The organism is Bradyrhizobium sp. LMG 9283 (genome assembly GCF_045571415.1).
Taxonomy (GTDB): domain Bacteria; phylum Pseudomonadota; class Alphaproteobacteria; order Rhizobiales; family Xanthobacteraceae; genus Bradyrhizobium.
The window spans coordinates 4333630-4353672 of sequence record NZ_CP120691.1; the positions used below are offsets into that span (position 1 = coordinate 4333630).

A 20043-nucleotide genomic window follows, 5' to 3' on the forward strand; every position below is an offset into this window, starting at 1 on the left:
CGGCTCAGCGCGCGGCGGAGCAGTCGCGCGCGTGATGCATCGGCTTCAACGCCACCCGCACTGACGGTTCGGGCGCAAGCGATCCCGTGATCAGCTTCATCTGCGGTCGCCGCGTCAGCCTGTAGACGGCGGCGGGCGGCACGTTCAGCAAGGCGCGATCCACCAGCTTTGCACGCAGGCCCAGCCGGTCGAGCACGGGCCGCGGCACCGGGCAGCTCATGCCATAGGTGAACTGGTAGAAGGCGCCGCCGGGACGGACATAGCTGAACGCGCCGCTGAGGATCGAGATGACCTTGCGCCTGCTCATGTTGAGCAGTGGCAGGCCGCTCACGACTGCGCCGACGGGGGCTCCGTCATAGAGGCGCTCGGTCGTCAGTCGGCCTGCGTCCATCCACAGCACGCGTGTGCCGGGAAAGCGCAGTTGCAGGAGCTTCATGAAGTCGGAGCCGTATTCGATCAGCGTGAGATCCTGCGGCCGCACGCCGCGTTTGAGCAGCTTGTAGGTGAACGCGCCGGTGCCGGGCCCAAGCTCGAGAATCGGCCCCGTCGATGCGCTGATCTCGCGCGTGATGAGATCGGCGAGTGCCGCACCCGATGGTGCGACAGCTCCGACCCGACGCGGGGACGACATCCAGGAGAGGAAGAAGGAAAGGAAATCGTTGGGCATGCGCACTCCGGCATCTTGGTTTGCACCTCCGGAAGATCAGAGGTGAGACGGATGCAGTGTTGCGGGAGGCGCATTGCGACAGCATTGCGCCGCTAGAGGCGAATGCGGATTAATCAACTCTGTCGGACCGGCGGCAGCGTCATCCGGAAACAGGCGCCGCCCTCCGGTCCGTCCGCCACCCAGACGTGGCCACCATGCAGCTGCACGATCTCGCGCACCATGTTGAGGCCGAGGCCGGCACCGCGATCGAGCGGCGCGAGCCGATAGAACGGCTCGAAGATCTGCTCGCGCTGATCGGCGGGAATACCGGCGCCTTCATCGGTTACCTCGATGTTTGCAGGTCTGCTGATGCGAATCCCGATCGTGCCGCGGCGCGGGCCATGCTGGATCGCGTTCTGCACGAGATTGGTCAGTGCGCGCTCCAGGGCCGCCGCATCGCCGATCGTCTCGACCGGTGTCGACGGAGCATCGAGCGCCAGCTCGTAACCGGCGGCAATCGCCAGCGGCGCGAGGTCGGCGGCGACGCTTTGCGCAACGGCGACGAGATTGACGCGCGTGAAGGGATGGCCGCAGCGGTCGAGCCGCTGGATATCGAGCAATTGCTCGACAAGAGTCGCCAGCCGCGCCGCATCCTCCAGCAGGCGATTCTTGTCCGGCCCAGGGGCAAGTAACTCCAGGCGCGTGTTCAGGATTGCGATCGGCGTGCGCAGCTCATGTGCGGCGTCCGCGACGAAGCGCTTGTGGCGGGCATAGCCCTGGTCGAGCCGCGCCAGCGCGTCGTTGATCGCGGTCACGAGCGGCACGACCTCCAGCGGAATCCGTTCCACCGGAAGCCGTGCGCCGCGTTGATGGATGTCGATGCGTCGCGCCTCGTCCGCCGCGGTATCGAGCCCTCTGAAGGCGCGCCGCACGATCATGGGCGTCGCGATGAACGTCGTCGTTCCCATCAGGAGCAGGCCGGGCAGCGCGATGCCGAGGAACGCAAGGGATGTCATGAACAGCGCCTTGGCGCCGGTCAGGCGTCCTTGTGTCGCCGTGATGACCTGCACGTTGCCCGCATCAGTGTCGACCCGCTTCATCCGCGCCGCCGGCTTGCGCGGATCGTCCTCGAACAATTGCCAACCGAGCCGCGCCTGGCTGATCTGGTCGAGACCTCCGCCGATCGCGGCGAATTCGGCCGGCACGGTGCCTTCGGTGAGCGAGCGTCCCTCCCGGTCGCGTACCAGGAACCAGAGGTCGGGTGTCTCGCCGCGCAACTGCTGCAGTTCGGCCGTCGGCCGCAAGGCCAATCCACCTTGCGCATCGCGCGTGAGCGCACGCTGGACGACATCGATGACGCGGTCCTCGTCGCGCTGTGCCAGCACGAAGCCGGAGGCGCAAAGCCCGGCGAGAACGACTGCAAGCAGCGCGACCAGGATCGCGGCCTGAAGCGAGAGCAACCGCCAACTGAGCCGCGAGCGCAGGCAATAGGGATCGTCGTGTTTGCTCATGGCAGCTTCTTGAGGAGATAGCCGACGCCGCGAATGCCGTGGATCTCGATGCCCGCCTCGGCTTCCGCGAGCTTTCGCCGCAGCCGCGAGACATGCGTGTCGAGTGCGTTGGACTGGATCTCGTCGTCGAAATTGTAGACCGCCTCTTCCAGCGCCGAGCGCAGCACGGTCCGGCCCATGCGGCGGAGCAACGCTTCGAGCACCAGGAGCTGGCGGCGGGGCAGCTCGAACGGCTCGCCGTCGATGCTGGCTTGGCGATGTCCGACATCGAATGCGAGGCGGCCGGCGCGGATGATTTCGGGAGAGAGGCCCGCAGGCCGCCGCAATACCGCGCGCAGCCGCGCCAACAGCTCCTCGACTGCAAACGGTTTTGCCAGATAGTCATCGGCGCCGCCGTCGAGGCCGGCGATGCGGTCGGCGAGCTCCCCACGCGCAGTCAGGACGATGATGGGTACACCGTCGGCACGCGCGCGGAGCTTTGGGATCAAGGCGAGGCCATCGCCGTCAGGAAGCTGGCGGTCAAGCAGGACGGCGGCATGGACGTCGGCGGAAATGGCCTCCTCCGCCTCGGCGAGCGTCGGGGCATGGTCCACCACCATGTCATAGCGCTTCAGCGCCGAAGCCAGCGCGCCGGCCATTTCCGCTTCATCCTCGACCAGCAAAATCCGCATGTAAGGGCACCTGAACCGCATTCGACGCCTTTGTAGCGGCCCGATCATTGCGGCAGCATTGCGGGGCTCCGGCTCAGCGGCGGAAGCTCAAGCCATGCGCAGAACGCCACCGGGGGCGGCCGGGCGGAGCTCAAGACACCGTCGGGACCAGCCGCTATAACCGCCGGACCTGTTCAGGGAGGACCATGAATGATCTACGAAATGCGCGTCTATCGCTGCGTGCCCGGCCGGCTGCCGGCGCTCTTGAAGCGGTTTGAGACCGTGACGCTGAAGCTCTGGGAGAAGCACGGCATCAAGCAGGCCGGGTTCTTCACGACGTTGATCGGTGAATCCAACCAGGAGCTGACTTATTTCCTGGCCTGGGATTCGCTCGCCGAGCGCGAGAAGAAGTGGGGCGCGTTCATGACCGACCCCGACTGGCTCGAGGCGCGGGCGAAATCGGAAGCGGACGGCCAGATCGTCGGCAACATCGTCAGCCAGATCCTGGCGCCGACCGCCTTCTCGGCGGTGAAGTAGCGATCCCTGGCGCGGCGGGAACCTTGGCGCAACCCTGATATTCGAGCGGCTCGGGCGGAAGAGGGTTGATCCGACCCTCACCACGGCTATGGTCGCGCCGAAACGAGGGATTTGCCTTGAGCTCTTCAAATTCAGCGGCGCCGATCGTCACCATTGGCACGGTCAAATTCGGCAATGATCTGCCGATCTCGGTCATTGCCGGGCCCTGCCAGCTCGAGAGCCGCCAGCATGCGCTGGAGGTCGCGTCCGCGCTGAAGGAGATCGCCGCGCGGCTGAACATCGGCCTCGTCTACAAGACCTCGTTCGACAAGGCCAACCGCACCAGCGCGGCGGCAGCGCGTGGCCTGGGTTTAGCGCAGTCGCTGCCGATCTTCGCGGAGATCCGATCCTCGCTCGGCCTGCCGGTGCTGACCGACGTGCACGAGGCCACGCAATGCGCCGAGGTGGCGCAGGCGGTGGACGTCTTGCAGATCCCGGCCTTCCTGTGCCGGCAGACTGATCTCCTTTTAGCGGCAGCCGCAACCGGCAAGGTCGTCAACGTCAAGAAGGGCCAATTCCTGGCACCCTGGGACATGGCCAATGTCGTCACCAAGATCACGAGCGCTGGCAATCCCAACGTGCTCGTCACCGAGCGCGGCGCCTCGTTTGGCTACAATACGCTGGTCTCCGATATGCGCGCACTGCCGATCCTGGCGCGTACCACGGGTGCGCCTGTGATCTTCGACGCCACACATTCGGTGCAGCAGCCGGGCGGGAAGGGGACCTCGTCGGGCGGCGAGCGTGAATTCGTGCCGGTGCTGGCGCGCGCGGCCGTCGCGGTCGGCGTTGCCGGCGTCTTCATCGAGACCCATCCTGACCCTGATCACGCGCCCTCGGACGGACCCAACATGGTGCCGCTGCGCGAGTTCGAGGAGCTGATCGCCAGGCTGATTGCGTTCGACGCGCTCGCAAAGAATCCGCGCTGATGCAGCAAGGCGAGGCGCGGCCGCTCGATCACGGCTTGCCGACGGCACTCTACGTCATCTCAGGCGCAAGCTTCGCCGCGGCCCTGTCGGCGCGCGCGCTCGATCCGGTGCTGCCGCACGTCGCCGAGGATTTCGGCGTCAGCATCGCCACCGCCGCCGGCTTTGCCGCGGTGTTCGCCTTCACGTTCTCCATCATCCAGCCGATTATCGGCGCCGCCGCCGACCTTTTCGGCAAGACGCGGCTGATGATCGGTTGCCTCGCACTGCTCGGCCTCGCCAACATCCTGGGTGCGCTCTCGTCCTCGTTCGCGGTTCTGTTTGCGACCCGCATTCTCGCCGGCATCGGCTCGGGCGGCGTGTTCCCGGTGGCGCTCAGCCTCACCAGCGACTTCGTCGGGCCCGAGAAGCGCCAGGTCGCGATCAGCCGCACGCTTGCAGGCGCCATGACCGGAAATCTGCTCGGCGCCTCGGCCTCCGGCCTGATCGGCGATTTCCTCGGCTGGCGCGGTGTGCTCGCGGTGCTCGGTGCGCTCGTGATCGTCGCTTCGATCGCCGTTGCGGCCGGCTTCCACGGCGCCAAGGTCAAGCATCCGCCGAAGACGAGCCTGTCGGCGCTCAAGGCCGGCTATCGCACCATCTTCACCAATCCGAACGCCTATGTCTGCTATTCGGCGGTGTTCATCGAAGGCTGCTGCGTGCTCGGCCTGTTTCCCTACATCGCCTCGTTCCTGTTTGAGCTCGGTCAGACCTCGCTCTCGATCGCCGGCATCGTCATCGCCGGTTTTGCGGTCGGCGGCCTGTTCTACACGCTGACGGTGTCACGCCTGCTGCCGCGGCTCGGCATGAAGGGCATGATGATCGCCGGCATGACGCTCGTCGCCTCGCAGCTCATCGCCGTCGCTTTCGGCCCACGCTGGGAAGTGCAGGCGCTGAATCTCATCGTGACGGGATGGGGCTTCTACATCGCCCATGGCTGCCTTCAGGTCTTCGCCAGCGAGCTCTCGGTCGAGGCGCGTGCCACCGCGATGTCGCTGCATTCGTTCTTCTTCTTCATGGGTCAGACCTTGGGGCCGCTCGCCTATGGCTTCGGCCTTCAGCACGCCGGCAAGATGCCGACCCTGTTCGCGAGCGCAGGGATCATGGTGGTGCTGGGCTTCGTCTGCGCCCGGCTGCTCAAGCAGCGGGCGCCGTCGGACGCGCGCTGAGGCATGAATGCTCGTTGGGATGCAGCGCAGCGCCGCATCCGGGACAATAGAGGCTAACCCCGCCCGCGATAGGGCGCGACGCCTTGCTCGGGCACCCACAGGCCCTTCGGCACGCGGCCGGTCTGCCAGAACACGTCGATCGGGATGCCGCCGCGCGGATACCAATAGCCCCCGATGCGCAGCCATTTCGGCTTGATCTCGGAAGCGATGCGCTTGCCGATCATCACGGTGCAGTCTTCGTGGAAGGCGCCGTGATTGCGAAAGCTCGCAATGTAGAGCTTGAGCGATTTCGACTCCAGCAGCCACGCGCCGGGCGCGTAGTCGATCATCAGATGCGCGAAATCCGGCTGGCCCGTGACCGGGCAGAGCGAGGTGAATTCCGGCACGGTGAAGCGCACCAGGTAATCCGTACCCTTTTGCGGATTGGGCACGCGATCGAGCTGGGCTTCTTCAGGTGTGTGCGGCCACTCGACCGCGCGGCCGAGCTGGAGGGATTTTTTCGCCATCATCGTCATCCTTTGCGGATGCCGGGATGGACGCAAATGCCGCTGCCGTCAACCGGCCGCAATCGTCTGGATCAGCACAATGCGGTCGTTGCCGGACTCGCAGCCCCAGAGCTCGCCCGGACGGCCGTCGAGCTGGCGGACGTTCGCATTCGCCTTGTCGCTGGCGAAGACGTTGAACTTTTCAGTAGCGGGATCGAAGCGCACAATGGCGTTGGCGGAAAAATCCGTCAGCCAGACCTTGTCCTTGTCGTCGACATAGACCGCGTAGGCGCGGGGGCGTTCGCCTGGCAATTTCCATGTCTTCCACGAGCCGTCGGCGGGATCGTGCACCGAGACATGCCCGCTGTTCCACTCGCTGACCCAGATCCGGCTCTTTGAATCCGACCAGACGCGCCGTGTGCCCGCATTCGGCGTCGGCGGCTGCACGAGGCCGGCGCTGCCGGTCGCACGATCGACCTTGGCGATGTAGCTGCCGGCGAGCGAGGCGTACCAGATGTCGCCCTTGGGCGTGACGGTGATGCCATAGGGCCCGATGCCCTTTGGTGCCTTGAAGACCGTCATCTCGCCGGATTTCGGCACAAGCCGGCCGTAATAGCCGGACTGTCCGGTGAACCAATAGGTGTCTTCCTTGTCGAACACGCCGGTGTTGAGATTGGCGGACGCGAACTTTTCCGGGAGGCGGAACAGCGTCACCTTGAGATCGCCGGGGTCGACCCGCGCGATCGCGTTCTGGCCGCCTTCGGTGATCCAGGGTGCGCCGTCGGGCCCGATCGTCACGCCATGTGGGGCAGCGCCCTGGCCGAGGCTGACCGTCTTGAAACTGCCATCTCGCGGATCGAGCCTGCCGAGCAGGCCCTTGCCCTGCGCCGTGAACCAAACCTTGCCGTCAGGGGCGGGCGTGAGATCGTGCAGGCCGATGCCCGGGCTGATGGGGTAGTATCTTGTTCGGAACGGGGCTTCCTGCGCAAAACCTGGGCGGGCGGCGAGCAGCGCGGCGGTCGAAGCAAGAAACTGGCGGCGATTCATGGCGTTACCCCGACTGTTTCAGATTGAGGTTGGACGCGCGGACCAGACGCGGGTGAGCATAAGCTGAGCCGCCGCCCGCGTCAGTCGAAGCGGCTCGTCCGAGCGTTCACATTTGCTTGCAGCCCGTGTAAGACCCGCGGCACCGATCAGCCCTAACGAACGGAAGTGGACATCATGACCGCCATCATCGACATCATCGGCCGCGAAATTCTCGATAGCCGGGGCAATCCCACCGTCGAGGTCGATGTCGTGCTGGAGGATGGTGCGCTCGGCCGCGCCGCGGTGCCGTCCGGCGCCTCCACCGGCGCGCACGAGGCGGTGGAACTGCGCGACGGCGACAAGGCCCGCTATCTCGGCAAGGGCGTGACCAAGGCGGTCGGCGCCGTCAATGGCGAGATCTTCGAGGCCCTGAGCGGCCTCGATGTCGAGCAGCAGGCCCAGATCGACCAGATCATGATCGACCTCGACGGCACGCCCAACAAGAGCCGGCTCGGCGCCAACGCTATCCTCGGCGTCTCGCTGGCCTGCGCCAAGGCGGCCGCGAACTCGCTCGACATGCCGCTCTACCGTTATGTCGGCGGCACCTCGGCGCGCCTCTTGCCGGTGCCGATGATGAACATCATCAATGGCGGCGTGCATGCCGACAATCCGATCGACTTCCAGGAGTTCATGATCCTCCCCGTCGGCGCATCCTCCTTCGCCGAAGGCCTGCGCTACGGCGCGGAGGTGTTCCACACGCTGAAGTCGGAGTTGAAGAAGGCGGGCCACAACACCAATGTCGGCGACGAGGGCGGCTTCGCCCCGAACCTGCCGTCGGCCGACGCCGCGCTCGATTTCGTCATGAACGCCATCGGCAAGGCCGGCTTCAAGGCCGGCTCCGACATCGTGCTCGGCCTCGACTGCGCCTCGACCGAGTTCTTCAAGGACGGCAAGTATGCCTATGAAGGCGAGGGCAAGACCCGTTCGATCTCGGAGCAGGCCAAATACCTCGCTGATCTCGTCTCGCGCTATCCGATCGTGACCATCGAGGACGGCATGTCGGAAGACGATATGGACGGCTGGAAGGAGCTTACCGACCTCATCGGCAAGAAGTGCCAGCTGGTCGGCGACGACCTGTTCGTCACCAACGTCAAGCGCCTCGCCGAAGGCATCAAGGCCGGGCGCGCCAACTCGATCCTGATCAAGGTCAACCAGATCGGCACGCTGACCGAGACGCTGGCCGCCGTCGAAATGGCGCACAAGGCCGGCTACACCTCTGTGATGTCGCACCGCTCCGGCGAGACCGAGGATTCCACCATCGCCGATCTCGCGGTCGCCACCAATTGCGGTCAGATCAAGACCGGCTCCCTTGCGCGTTCCGACCGCACCGCCAAATACAACCAGCTCCTGCGCATCGAGCAGCAGCTCGGCAAGCAGGCGCTCTACGGCGGCAAGGCGGCACTGAAGGCGCTGGCATAAGCCAGCGCCTCGGCCGGCGAAAAGATGAACAGGGGAGGATCGACATGAGCGACGGCAAGTCGGGACTGGAATTGCGTTCGCTGCTGAAGAAGAGCGGCGAGCTTGAATTGTCTCTCGTGAACGTCCCGACGCCCGAGCCGGCCGACGATGAGGTCGTGGTTCGCGTCGAGGCGACGCCGATCAACCCCTCCGACCTCGGCCTCTTGATCGGGCCTGCCGACATGTCGGCCGCCCAGGCCTCCGGCACCAAGGAGATGCCGGTCATCACCGCCAAGATGCCGGAGGCGGCGATGCGGATGATGGCGGCGAGGTTCGATCAGTCATTGCCGGTCGGCAACGAGGGCGCAGGCACGGTGATCCAGACCGGATCGTCGGATGCGGCGAAAGCGCTGATGGGCAAGACGGTGTCGATGATCGGCGGCGCGATGTACACGCAATACCGCGTGCTCAAGGTCCGCGATGTCATGGAGCTGCCGGCGGGCACCACGGCCGCGGACGGAGCGTCCTGGTTCGTCAATCCGCTGACTGCGCTCGGCATGACCGAGACGATGCGGCGGGAGAACCACAAGGCGCTCGTGCACACCGCGGCCGCCTCCAATCTCGGGCAGATGCTCAACAAGATCTGCATCAAGGACGGCATCGGCCTCGTCAACATCGTCAGGAGCAAGGAGCAGGCCGACATCCTGCGCAAGATCGGCGCCAAGCACGTCGTGGATTCCAGCGCGCCGAGCTTCATGGACGATCTGACCAACGCACTGGTCGAGACCGGCGCCACCATCGCCTTCGACGCCATCGGCGGCGGCAAGCTGGCTGGGCAGATTCTCACCGCGATGGAGATCGCGGCCAACAAGACCGCGAAGGAATACAGCCGCTACGGCTCCAACGTGTACAAGCAGGTCTATATCTACGGCAGCCTCGACACGCGCCCGACGGAGCTGAACCGCTCGTTCGGCCTGAGCTGGGGCGTCGGCGGCTGGCTGCTCACGCCGTTTCTTCAGAAGACCGGTCCGGCCGAGGTGGGCCGCCTGCGCCAGCGCGTGGCGTCCGAGCTGAAGACCACCTTCGCCAGCCACTACACCAAGGTGGTCTCGCTTGCCGAGGCGCTCGATCCCGCCAACATCGCGGTGTACGCCAAACGCGCCACCGGCGAAAAATTCCTCATCAACCCAAATAAATAATCGTGATCTGCTACGGCAGGTCACCGTAGGGAGGTCTTGCCTTCTGAGCGAAGCGGGAGATTATTCCGCCGCCATTTGGAAGCGGAAAAACCGCGGGGCGCTTAGAAGGGGACCTTTCCATGACTGATCTCAATCGCCGTCATTTGCTCACAGGCGCTGCCGCCCTCAGTGCGGCTGCCGTAACCGGCTTCGGCTCGACCACTGCCAATGCCTCGATGCCGCCGACCGGCATGCAGGCGCCGGGCTTCTACCGCTACAAGGTTGGCAGCTTCGAGTGCACCTCGATCAATGACGGCGCGCGCACCTTCCCGATGCCGGACAAGTTCGTCGCCAACCTCTCGAAGGAGGAGGCGCTGGCGGCCGGCGAGGCGGCCTACATGCCGAAAGGCATGGTCACGGTGCCATTCAACCCGCAGCTCATCAACACCGGCTCCAAGCTCGTCCTGATCGATACCGGCAACGGGATTGCGAATTTCGAGGCGAGCAAGGGGGCGGTCGGCCGCACCCTGCAAAACCTACAGGCCGCCGGCATCGACCCGAAGAGTGTCGACGTCGTGCTGCTGTCGCATCTGCATCCCGATCACACCAACGGCATCCGTCTCGCCGATGGCGCGCTGGCCTTCCCGAATGCGGAGATCATGGTGCCGGGCAAGGACTGGGAGTTCTGGACCAGTGAGGACAACGCCGCCAAGGCCGAGTCGAATCCGATGATGAAGAACTACTTCGCCAACGTGAAGAAGACCTTTGCCGGCCTTGAATCCAAGGTCACCAAGTACGAGTGGGGCAAGGAGGTCGCGCCCGGCATCACCTCGATCGCGACGCCGGGCCACACGCCCGGCCACACTTCGTTCGCAGTCGCATCTGGCGATGCCAAGGTGCTGATCCAATCCGACGTCACCAACATCCCGGAATTCTTCCTGCGCAATCCCGACTGGCACGTGATGTTCGACAACGATGCCGCGCTGGCGCAGGCGACGCGCCATAAGTTCTATGACATGGCGGCGGCGGAGAAGGCCGCCGTGATCGGCTTCCACTTCACCTTCCCATCGGTCGGCCATGTCGAGAAGGACGGCGCCAAATATCGCCTGATCCCGTCGGCGTGGAATCCGACGATCTGACCGCGGTTGAACCTTGCGTAAAAGATCGGGCCGCCGTTTGGCGGCCCGACTATTTTGGATCGCTTCCAAGGCCACCGGGAATGGGCCAATTTCCAGAAACACAGCGTTTCCAAATCGAACCAGTCCATGCACTTGCATCTATTGGCCCTGATGACTTAAGAGCTTTCCCGGCATTCCCGCTCAAGCTCTCAAGGACACTCAATGGCCTACAACATCGTCGTGATCGCCGGCAGCCTGCGCAAGGACGGCTTCTCGCTCAAGATCGCCAATGCGCTCGCCAAGCTCGCGCCTGGCTCGCTCAAGCTCGAGGTGATCACGCCGGCGGGCATCTCGTTCTTCAACCAGGACCTCGAGGGCGCGCCGCCCGCGGACTGGCTCGCCTTCCGCGAGAAGCTCCAGAAGTCGAACGGCGTCCTGTTCGTCACACCCGAATACAACCGCTCGATCCCGGGCGCTCTCAAGAACGCCATCGACGTCGCCTCGCGGCCTTATGGCAAGAGCTCGTTCCTCGGCAAGCCGGTCGGCATCATCTCCAACTCGCCGGGGCCACTCGGCGGCGTCAGCGCGGCCAAGCATCTGCAGAACATCCTGCCGGGCATTTCCGGTCCGATTCTCCAGCAGCCGGAAATCTATCTCAACGGCGTCGGCGATGCCTTCGACGCAGATGGCAACCTGACCAAGGACTCCCTCAAGACGGTGCTGCAGCAGTACATCGACGCCTTCGCCGCGCATGTGGCGAAAAATCAGGGCTGAGGAGGTGCTGTCATTCCGGGGCGGCTCGAAGAGCCGAACCCGGAATCTCGAGATTCTCAGGTGCGCAATTGCGCACCAGAGTTCGATGCTGCGCATCGCCCCGGAATGACCGCTTGTTCTAGGTTAGCACTCCCTTAACCAACCTACTCCATCTTCCCAAGATGGTCTCCCGCGCCCGCCTGAAATCGATCCTGACCGGTCTTGCCCTCTACGCGATGGCGGCGGCGATCGTCGGCTATTTCGGCGTCAACGCCTATACCGGCAAATACGGCCTCAACGCCCGCCAGGAGCTCGACCAGGAGATCATCTCGCTGACCAGCGAGCTGGCTCAGCTCAAGCGTGAGCGCGCCAGGAGCGAACAGCGGGTGTCGCTGCTGCGGTCCGAGAAGATCGACCCCGATATGCTGGACGAGCGGGCGCGCTTCCAGCTCGACTATGTCAATCCGCGCGATCTCGTTCGGATGATCCCGAATTAGTTGGTGTAAGCCATTCTGAAGCAGCACGAAGCTGCCGCGGCCAATGCGTGCTCACGTTCCCAGTCAGGCGGATCGATTTGTTGCCCGATCAGCGCCAAAGATTTTCCAATATTTCGATCACGTTGCAGTGCGGCATAATGAAAGTCGTGCCATGCCGCCGCGGTGCTTTCGCACGCGATTGAGTTGGGTTAGAGAGGGCGAAAGTTTTCTCTGACCCGGAATTCCTATGGCCGCACCCAAGAAAGCCGCCGCAAGCACTCCACAGGACAAGACCGACGGCGGTTCGCCACCGGAATTCACCAGGGAGCAGGAGCTGAAGGCGCTCCGTGACATGCTCCTGATCCGCCGGTTCGAGGAAAAGGCCGGTCAGCTCTACGGCATGGGCGCGATCGGCGGCTTCTGCCACCTTTATATCGGCCAGGAGGCCGTGGTGGTCGGCATGCAGATGGCCCTGAAAGAGGGCGATCAGGTCATCACCGGCTATCGCGATCACGGCCACATGCTCGCCACCGGCATGGACGCCAACGGCGTCATGGCCGAGCTCACGGGCCGCCGCGGCGGCTATTCCAAGGGCAAGGGCGGCTCCATGCATATGTTCAGCAAGGAGAAGCACTTTTACGGCGGCCATGGCATCGTCGGCGCCCAGGTCTCGCTCGGCACCGGTCTCGCCTTCGCCAATCACTATCGCGGCAACGGCAATGTCAGCGTCACCTATTTCGGCGACGGCGCGGCCAACCAGGGCCAGGTCTATGAGAGCTTCAATATGGCGGAGCTCTGGAAGCTGCCGGTGATCTACGTCATCGAGAACAACCGCTACGCCATGGGCACCTCGGTCTCGCGCGCCTCGGCGCAGCAGGATTTCTCCAAGCGCGGTGCCTCCTTCAACATCCCCGGCAAGCAGGTCGACGGCATGGACGTCCGCGCCGTGAAGGCCGCGGGCGAGGAGGCGGCGGCCTGGTGCCGCGCCGGCAAGGGCCCCTACATCCTGGAGATGCAGACCTACCGCTACCGCGGCCATTCGATGTCCGATCCTGCAAAATATCGCACACGCGAGGAGGTCGAGAAGGTCCGCCACGACCAGGATCCGATCGAGCAGGTGCGCAACCGCCTGTTGGCGGCCAAGGTCAGCGAGCAGGATCTGAAGGCGATCGACGCCGAGGTGCGCGACATCGTCAATGCCTCCGCCGATTTCGCCCAGCATGATCCCGAGCCGGATGCCGCCGAGCTCTGGACCGACGTTTACCGCTGAACGCGCGCAAGCTTTCTTTTGGAGAAGATATGCCAATTCAAGTGCTGATGCCCGCGTTGTCGCCCACGATGGAAAAGGGCAACCTCGCCAAATGGCTGAAGAAAGAGGGCGAGACGATCAAGTCCGGCGACGTCATCGCCGAGATCGAGACCGACAAGGCGACGATGGAGGTCGAGGCGACCGATGAGGGCACGCTCGGCAAGATCCTGATCCCCGAGGGCACCGCCGACGTTGCGGTGAACACGCCGATCGCGACCATCCTCGCCGACGGCGAGAGCGCCGCTGATCTTGCGAAAGCACCTGCGCCCGCCAAGCAGGAGAAGGCTGCCGAGTCGGCGCCGCCTGCCGCCGCTAAGGCCGAAGTGCCGCAGCCCAAGGCTGCGCCGGCCGCGCCGCAACCCGTCGCCGAGCCCGATCCGGAAGTGCCTGCCGGCACCGAGATGGTGACGCAGACGATCCGCGAAGCGTTGCGCGATGCCATGGCCGAGGAGATGCGCCGCGACGCGGATGTCTTCGTGATGGGCGAAGAGGTCGCCGAATATCAGGGCGCCTATAAGGTCACGCAAGGATTGCTCCAGGAGTTCGGCGCCAGGCGCGTGATCGACACGCCGATCACCGAGCACGGCTTTGCTGGCGTGGGCGTCGGTGCCGCGATGACGGGTCTCAAGCCCATCGTCGAGTTCATGACCTTCAACTTCGCCATGCAGGCGATCGACCAGATCATCAACTCCGCCGCCAAGACGCTGTACATGTCCGGCGGCCAGATGGGCTGCTCGATCGTGTTCCGCGGACCCAACGGTGCCGCCGCGCGCGTCGCCGCCCAGCACAGCCAGGACTACTCGGCCTGGTACTCGCACATTCCGGGCCTGAAGGTGATCGCGCCGTATTCGGCCGCCGATGCCAAGGGTCTGCTCAAGGCCGCGATCCGCGATCCCAACCCGGTGATCTTCCTCGAGAACGAGGTGCTCTACGGCCACACCGGCGAAGTGCCCAAGCTCGACGATTACGTCATCCCGATCGGCAAGGCGCGCATCGTGCGTTCGGGCGGCCACGTCACCATCATTTCCTGGTCGAACGGCATGACCTATGCGCTCAAGGCCGCTGACGAGCTCGCCAAGGACGGCATCGAGGCCGAGGTGATCGATTTGCGCACGCTGCGCCCGATGGACACCGAGACCATCATCAACTCCGTGAAGAAGACCGGCCGCGCCGTCACGGTGGAAGAGGGCTGGGCCCAGAGCGGCGTCGGCGCCGAGATCGCCGCGCGCATCATGGAGAACGCGTTCGATTATCTGGATGCGCCGGTCGCGCGCGTCGCCGGCAAGGACGTGCCGATGCCCTATGCCGCCAACCTGGAGAAGCTCGCGCTGCCCTCGGCGGCGGAAGTCGTCGAAGCCGCCAAAGCCGTCTGCTACAGGTAGACCATGGCGGGCCCTAAGGAGCAGCCACTGCCGCCCGACGTCATGACCCGCGAAGACGCGGTCGAGATCCTGCGCGTGTTCGTGCTGGACGGTGGGCTGTCGATGGCGTTCCAACGCGCCTTCGAGGAGCCTGACATGTGGGGCCTGCTGCTGGTCGATCTCGCCCGCCACGCCGCGCGCGCTTATGCGCGCGAGAGCGAGTACACCGAGGAAGACGCGCTGAACCGGATCCTCGACATGTTCCAGGCAGAGATCGAGCGTCCCACCGACACCGGCACCACGACGCCGCGCGGGAAGGGGCACTGAAGTGGCGATCGAGGCCTATCACTACGATTTCATGCTGGAAGCGATCCGCGAGGCGGAAGCCTCGATCGTGCAAGGCGGCCTGCCGATTGGCGCGGTGCTGACGCGCGACAACAAGATCATCGCCCGCGGCCACAACAACCGTGTGCAGGAGAACAACGTGATCCTGCACGGCGAAATGAGCTGTCTGCGCGAAGCCGGTGCGATCAAATTCCACGACACCGTCATGTACACCACGCTGTCGCCATGCTCGATGTGCGCAGGCGCGCTCGCGCTGTTCAAAGTCAAGCTGGTCGTGATCGGCGAATCCGTCACCTTCGAGGGGTCCAAGGACATCCTCGACAAGTTCGGCATCCCCTGGATCGACCTTGCCGACAACCGCTCCATCACCATGATGAAGAATTGGCGTTCGATCCCAGCCAATGAGCGCCTGTGGCAGGGCGACATCGGCAACTAAACCTGGTCTGTTCGTCTTCGCTGTCGGAGACGACGTTTTGCAAAGTTCTTCTTGAGGTCAGCATGCCCATCAACATCCTGATGCCCGCTCTCTCGCCGACGATGGAGAAGGGCAACCTCGCCAAATGGCTGAAGAAGGAAGGCGACAAAGTCAAATCCGGCGATGTCATCGCCGAGATCGAGACCGATAAGGCCACCATGGAGGTCGAGGCGATCGACGAGGGCACGATCGCCAAGATCCTGGTGCCCGAGGGGACGCAGGATGTCCCGGTCAACGACGTGATCGCGGTGCTTGCCGGCGAAGGTGAGGACGTGAAGGCCGCGGGCGCTGCGAAGCCGACTGCCTCGGCTGCACCGCCCAAAGCCGCTGAGGCACCTGCTGCTGCGCCGGCACCTGCTCCGGCCGCACCGAAGGCGGCGCCGGCACCTGCCGCCGCACCGGCCCCGCAGGCTGCAACTCCCGCCGCGCAGGGCAATGGCCATGGCGGCCGTGTATTCTCATCGCCGCTGGCGCGGCGTCTTGCCAAGGAAGCCGGCATCGATGTTGCGATCGTCACCGGTACCGGCCCGCGCGGCCGTGTGGTCGCGCGCGACGTCGAGCAGGCCAAGTCCGGCAAGGGCCTCAAGGCGCCTGCCGCGGCACCGTCAGGTGCGCCCGCGATCGCGCCGACCATGTCGGACAAGCAGATCCTGTCGCTGTTTGAGCCGGGCTCCTACGACATCGTCCCGCATGACGGCATGCGCCGCACCATCGCGCAGCGCCTGACCGCATCGATCCAGAACGTTCCGCACTTCTACCTCACCATCGACTGCGACATCGGCAAGCTGCTCGCCGCGCGCGAGGAGATCAACGCGGCTGCGCCGAAGGACAAGGAAAAGAAGCCGCTCTACAAGATCTCGGTGAACGACTTCGTCATCAAGGCGATGGCGGTCGCGCTGCAGAAGATCCCGAACTGCAATGTGAGCTGGACCGAAAGCGGCATGGTCAAGCATCACCATTCCGACGTCGGCGTTGCCGTCGCGATGCCCGGCGGCCTGATCACGCCGATCATCCGGAAAGCGGAGACCAAGACGCTCTCGACCATCTCCAACGAGATGAAGGATTTTGCCGCGCGCGCCCGCTCGCGCAAGCTGAAGCCGGAGGAATACCAGGGCGGCACCACCGCCGTCTCCAACCTCGGCATGTTCGGCATCAATCATTTCACCGCCGTGATCAACCCGCCGCATGCGACCATCCTCGCGGTTGGCACCAGCGAGGAGCGGCCGGTGGTGCGGAATGGCAAGATCGAGATCGCGAACATGATGAGCGTGACCTTGTCGTGCGATCACCGCGCGATCGACGGTGCGCTCGGTGCCGAGCTGATCGGCGCCTTCAAGCAGCTGATCGAAAATCCCGTCATGATGATGGTCTAGAGCCGCCGCATGACGACGCGCTGGCCCTGGATATCGATGCTGCTGTCGATCATCATCCTCGTCAGCCCGCTCGGCACCGGCGTTCTGCGCGACGCCTTCTTCAGCGGCGAGCTGCTCTCGCGCAGCATTGCCCAGCCGATCGTCTTCATCGGTCTTGCGATCCTGATCTCGATCTGCGTCATCGAATGGCTGGTCAGGTCGATCATTTCAAAACGCCGCTCCGGCGGCGCAACGACCTCTTGAGTTGAACGGGAGCCGACATGGCCGACACATCCTTCGACGTCATCATCATCGGCTCCGGTCCCGGAGGCTATGTCACCGCGATCCGTGCCGCGCAGCTCGGCTTCAAGACCGCGATCGTCGAAAAATCCTATCTCGGCGGTATCTGCCTGAACTGGGGCTGCATCCCGACGAAAGCGCTGCTGCGTTCGGCCGAGATCTATCACTACATGCAGCATGCCAAGGACTACGGTCTGTCGGCGGAGAGGGTCTCGTTCGATCCGAAGGCCGTGGTGCAGCGCTCGCGCGGCGTCTCGAAGCGGCTGAACGACGGCGTCGGCTTCCTGATGAAGAAGAACAAGGTCAGCGTGATCTGGGGCGCCGCCTCGATCGACGCACCCGGCAAGATCACGGTGAAGAAGTCGGACGTCGAGGGCCCGAAGGGCGCGCTGGGCGAGGGGTCCTATCAGGCAAAACATATCATCGTCGCGACCGGCGCACGGCCGCGCGTTCTGCCGGGTCTCGAGCCCGACAAGAAGCTGGTCTGGACCTATTTCGAGGCGATGGTGCCGGACCGGATTCCGAAGTCGCTGCTGGTCGTCGGCTCCGGCGCCATCGGCATCGAGTTCGCGTCCTTCTTCCACACCTTGGGCTCTGACGTCACCGTGGTCGAGGTACTGCCGCAGATCCTGCCCGTCGAGGACGTGGAGATCGCAGGGCTCGCGCGGAAACGCTTTGAGAAGATCGGCATGAAAATCATGTCCTCGACCAAAGTCACAAAACTCGAGAAGAAGGCCGACAGCGTCGTCGCCACCATCGACGACGGCAAGGGCAAGCCCGTCACCACCGAGTTCGAGCGGGTGATCTCGGCGGTCGGCGTCGTCGGCAACATCGAGAATCTCGGTCTCGAAAAGCTCGGAGTGAAGACCGACCGCGGCATCATCGTGGTCGACGGCCATGGCAAAACCAACGTTCCCGGCATCCACGCCATCGGCGACGTCGCCGGTCCCCCGATGCTCGCGCACAAGGCCGAGCATGAAGGCGTGATCTGCGTCGAGGCGATCAAGGGCCTCAATCCGCATCCCATGGACAAGAACATGATTCCGGGCTGCACCTACTGCCATCCACAGGTCGCCTCCGTGGGCCTGACCGAAGCCAAGGCCAAGGAGAACGGCCGCGAGATCCGCGTCGGCCGCTTCCCCTTCGTCGGCAACGGCAAGGCCATCGCGCTCGGCGAGGACCAGGGCCTCGTCAAGGTCATTTTCGACAAGAAGACCGGCCAGCTGCTCGGCGCCCACATGGTCGGCGCCGAGGTCACCGAGTTGATCCAGGGCTACGTGGTCGCCATGAACCTGGAGACCACGGAAGAAGAGCTGATGCACACGGTATTCCCCCATCCGACGCTGTCGGAGATGATGAAGGAAGCCGTGCTGGATGCGTATGGACGGGTGCTGAATATTTGACAGCCGCCGTCATTGCGAGCGAAGCGAAGCAATCCAGAGCTTATCCGCGGAAATTGCCTGGATTGCTTCGTCGCAAGAGCTCCTCGCAATGACGAGTGGAAAGAGCAGTTTGAATAAGCAAGAAGAAAGAAGCCATGCACGACAACGACAACCTCACCATCGAACGCCCGACCTTCGTCACCCATCTCGAATGCGCGATGGAGGGCGATCATTACCCCGCCGACCAGGTCCACAACCTCTCCAAGGCCGGCAAGCCGCTGCTCGTCCGCTACGACCTCGCGGGCGTGAAGAAGGCACTGACCAAGGACGCACTTGCTCAACGCCCCGGCGACATGTGGCGCTACCGCGAGCTGCTGCCGGTGCGCAAATGCAAGGACATCGTCTCGCTCGGCGAGGTAACGACGCCGCTGATCCGGTTGCCCAAGCTCGGCGCTAAGCTCGGTGGCGGCGAGATCATCGTCAAGGACGAGGGACGGCTACCGACCGGCTCGTTCAAGGCTCGCGGCCTGGTGATGGCGGTCTCGATGGGCAAGGCGCTCGGCATCAAGCACATGGCGATGCCGACCAACGGCAATGCCGGTGCGGCGCTGGCGGCCTACGCGACGAGCTGCGGCATCAAGACGACGATCTTCTGCCCGGCCGATACGCCCGAAGTGAATGTCAGCGAGATCGAGCTGCAGGGCGCGACCGTCTACCGTGTCAACGGCTATATCGACGATTGCGGCAAGATCGTCGGCGAGGGCAAGGCCAAGGTCGGCTGGTTCGACACCTCGACGCTGAAGGAGCCGTATCGCATCGAGGGCAAGAAGACGATGGGCCTGGAGCTTGCCGAGCAGCTCGGCTGGGACGTGCCCGACGTGATCTTCTATCCCACCGGCGGCGGCACCGGCCTGATCGGCATGTGGAAGGCGTTCGACGAGCTCGAGAAGATCGGCTTCATCGGCTCAAAGCGCCCGCGCATGGTCGCGGTGCAGGCCTCCGGCTGCGCTCCCATGGTGCGGGCCTTCGAGGCCGGCACCGAGCATGCGACGCGTTGGGAGGACGCCCACACCATCGCGTCAGGCATCCGCGTGCCGCAGGCAATCGGCGACTTCCTGATCCTACGCGCGGTGCGCGAGAGCAAAGGTTTTGCCATTGCCGTCGACGACGACAAGATCTCGTCGGCGCTGAGCGAGGTCGCGCGCGAGGAGGGGCTTTTGCTGTGCCCCGAGGGCGCAGCCACCTATGCCGCTTATAGGGAGAGCCTTGCCGATGGCCGCGTCAGCAAGACCGACCGCGTGATGCTGTTCAACTGTGCGACAGGCCTGAAATATCCGCTGCCGCCGGTCACCCGCACGCTCGATCGCCACAAGCCGATCGACTACTCGCAGTTCTGAGCTGCCTCTCCCTCTCCCCGTTCTTACGGGGCCGACGAGCTTCGCTCACGCTGGGAGGATTGGGGTGAGGGGCTGTTTCCGCAAACACGGTGACAGTTGAGTTCGCGGAGAATC

Annotated in this window: 21 protein-coding genes; 16 read left to right on the forward strand and 5 right to left on the reverse strand. The window is 64.4% G+C overall.

All coding sequences use genetic code 11. The annotated features are described in order from the left end of the window. Positions 1-4 precede the first annotated feature (4 nt). From P6U29_RS20455 to P6U29_RS20465, 3 genes are all read right to left on the reverse strand, one after another. Entirely contained in the window at positions 5-667 is a 663-nt protein-coding gene (locus tag P6U29_RS20455) for a class I SAM-dependent methyltransferase (RefSeq protein WP_407119183.1), read from the reverse strand. Positions 668-780: 113 nt separating this feature from the next. After that, entirely contained in the window at positions 781-2157 is a 1377-nt protein-coding gene (locus P6U29_RS20460; protein ID WP_407119184.1) for a sensor histidine kinase, read from the reverse strand. Next, positions 2154-2828, reverse strand: a complete 675-nt coding sequence (locus P6U29_RS20465) for a response regulator (protein WP_407119185.1) — start codon at positions 2826-2828, stop codon at positions 2154-2156. The genes P6U29_RS20460 and P6U29_RS20465 overlap by 4 nt, the downstream gene beginning before the upstream one ends. Positions 2829-3017: 189 nt before the next feature. On the opposite strand from P6U29_RS20465, the gene P6U29_RS20470 reads away from it, so the two are divergent. The 3 genes from P6U29_RS20470 (at position 3018) to P6U29_RS20480 (ending at position 5514) form a co-directional block, all read left to right on the forward strand. Next, entirely contained in the window at positions 3018-3344 is a 327-nt protein-coding gene (locus P6U29_RS20470; RefSeq protein ID WP_407119186.1) for an NIPSNAP family protein, read from the forward strand. A gap of 116 nt (positions 3345-3460) precedes the next feature. Next, positions 3461-4309, forward strand: coding sequence for a 3-deoxy-8-phosphooctulonate synthase (kdsA, locus tag P6U29_RS20475; protein ID WP_407119187.1), 849 nt, complete (start codon positions 3461-3463; stop codon positions 4307-4309). After that, on the forward strand, positions 4309-5514 hold the full coding sequence (locus P6U29_RS20480) for an MFS transporter (protein ID WP_407119188.1): 1206 nt from the start codon (positions 4309-4311) through the stop codon (positions 5512-5514). Before kdsA ends, P6U29_RS20480 begins: the two co-directional genes overlap by 1 nt. Before the next feature lie 53 nt (positions 5515-5567). Here the strand turns inward: P6U29_RS20480 and queF are convergent, their stop codons facing one another. Together queF and P6U29_RS20490 are read right to left on the reverse strand one after the other, a co-directional pair. Next, positions 5568-6029, reverse strand: a complete 462-nt coding sequence (queF, locus tag P6U29_RS20485; RefSeq protein ID WP_122403094.1) for a preQ(1) synthase — start codon at positions 6027-6029, stop codon at positions 5568-5570. A gap of 39 nt (positions 6030-6068) precedes the next feature. After that, positions 6069-7046 carry a lyase gene (locus P6U29_RS20490; protein WP_407119189.1) on the reverse strand — a complete coding sequence of 326 codons (978 nt, stop codon included), beginning with the start codon at positions 7044-7046 and terminating at the stop codon, positions 6069-6071. 174 nt (positions 7047-7220) lie between these two features. Here P6U29_RS20490 and eno point away from each other — a divergent pair, with 174 nt between their 5' ends. The 13 genes from eno to P6U29_RS20555 all read left to right on the forward strand — a co-directional run bounded on the left by eno (position 7221) and on the right by P6U29_RS20555 (position 19929). Beyond that, positions 7221-8504: a phosphopyruvate hydratase gene (gene eno, locus P6U29_RS20495; RefSeq protein WP_407119190.1), complete on the forward strand. Its 1284-nt coding sequence runs from the start codon at positions 7221-7223 to the stop codon at positions 8502-8504. A gap of 44 nt (positions 8505-8548) precedes the next feature. Continuing rightward, complete coding sequence (locus P6U29_RS20500; protein WP_407119191.1) at positions 8549-9682, forward strand: zinc-binding dehydrogenase; 1134 nt, start codon at positions 8549-8551, stop codon at positions 9680-9682. A gap of 119 nt (positions 9683-9801) precedes the next feature. Further along, positions 9802-10800: an MBL fold metallo-hydrolase gene (locus tag P6U29_RS20505; RefSeq protein WP_407119192.1), complete on the forward strand. Its 999-nt coding sequence runs from the start codon at positions 9802-9804 to the stop codon at positions 10798-10800. A gap of 201 nt (positions 10801-11001) precedes the next feature. Further along, positions 11002-11553, forward strand: a complete 552-nt coding sequence (locus P6U29_RS20510; RefSeq protein ID WP_407119193.1) for an NADPH-dependent FMN reductase — start codon at positions 11002-11004, stop codon at positions 11551-11553. Positions 11554-11714: 161 nt separating this feature from the next. Next, positions 11715-12029: an FtsB family cell division protein gene (locus tag P6U29_RS20515; RefSeq protein WP_407119194.1), complete on the forward strand. Its 315-nt coding sequence runs from the start codon at positions 11715-11717 to the stop codon at positions 12027-12029. 226 nt (positions 12030-12255) lie between these two features. Continuing rightward, complete coding sequence (gene pdhA / locus P6U29_RS20520) at positions 12256-13278, forward strand: pyruvate dehydrogenase (acetyl-transferring) E1 component subunit alpha (RefSeq protein WP_407119195.1); 1023 nt, start codon at positions 12256-12258, stop codon at positions 13276-13278. Positions 13279-13307: 29 nt separating this feature from the next. Next, positions 13308-14699 carry a pyruvate dehydrogenase complex E1 component subunit beta gene (locus P6U29_RS20525; RefSeq protein ID WP_407119196.1) on the forward strand — a complete coding sequence of 464 codons (1392 nt, stop codon included), beginning with the start codon at positions 13308-13310 and terminating at the stop codon, positions 14697-14699. Between the two features lie 3 nt (positions 14700-14702). Beyond that, on the forward strand, positions 14703-15005 hold the full coding sequence (locus P6U29_RS20530; RefSeq protein WP_027559362.1) for a DUF5076 domain-containing protein: 303 nt from the start codon (positions 14703-14705) through the stop codon (positions 15003-15005). Position 15006: 1 nt separating this feature from the next. Continuing rightward, the gene (locus P6U29_RS20535) at positions 15007-15459 is read left to right on the forward strand and encodes a nucleoside deaminase (RefSeq protein ID WP_407119197.1); all 453 of its coding nucleotides are present in this window, start codon (positions 15007-15009) and stop codon (positions 15457-15459) included. A 62-nt stretch (positions 15460-15521) separates the two neighbouring features. Then, positions 15522-16871, forward strand: coding sequence for a pyruvate dehydrogenase complex dihydrolipoamide acetyltransferase (locus tag P6U29_RS20540; protein WP_407119198.1), 1350 nt, complete (start codon positions 15522-15524; stop codon positions 16869-16871). A gap of 9 nt (positions 16872-16880) precedes the next feature. Beyond that, positions 16881-17114: a hypothetical protein gene (locus P6U29_RS20545; RefSeq protein ID WP_027574345.1), complete on the forward strand. Its 234-nt coding sequence runs from the start codon at positions 16881-16883 to the stop codon at positions 17112-17114. 17 nt (positions 17115-17131) lie between these two features. Next, entirely contained in the window at positions 17132-18553 is a 1422-nt protein-coding gene (lpdA, locus tag P6U29_RS20550; protein ID WP_407119199.1) for a dihydrolipoyl dehydrogenase, read from the forward strand. 134 nt (positions 18554-18687) lie between these two features. Next, positions 18688-19929 carry a threonine synthase gene (locus P6U29_RS20555; RefSeq protein ID WP_407119200.1) on the forward strand — a complete coding sequence of 414 codons (1242 nt, stop codon included), beginning with the start codon at positions 18688-18690 and terminating at the stop codon, positions 19927-19929. Positions 19930-20043: the final 114 nt, after the last annotated feature.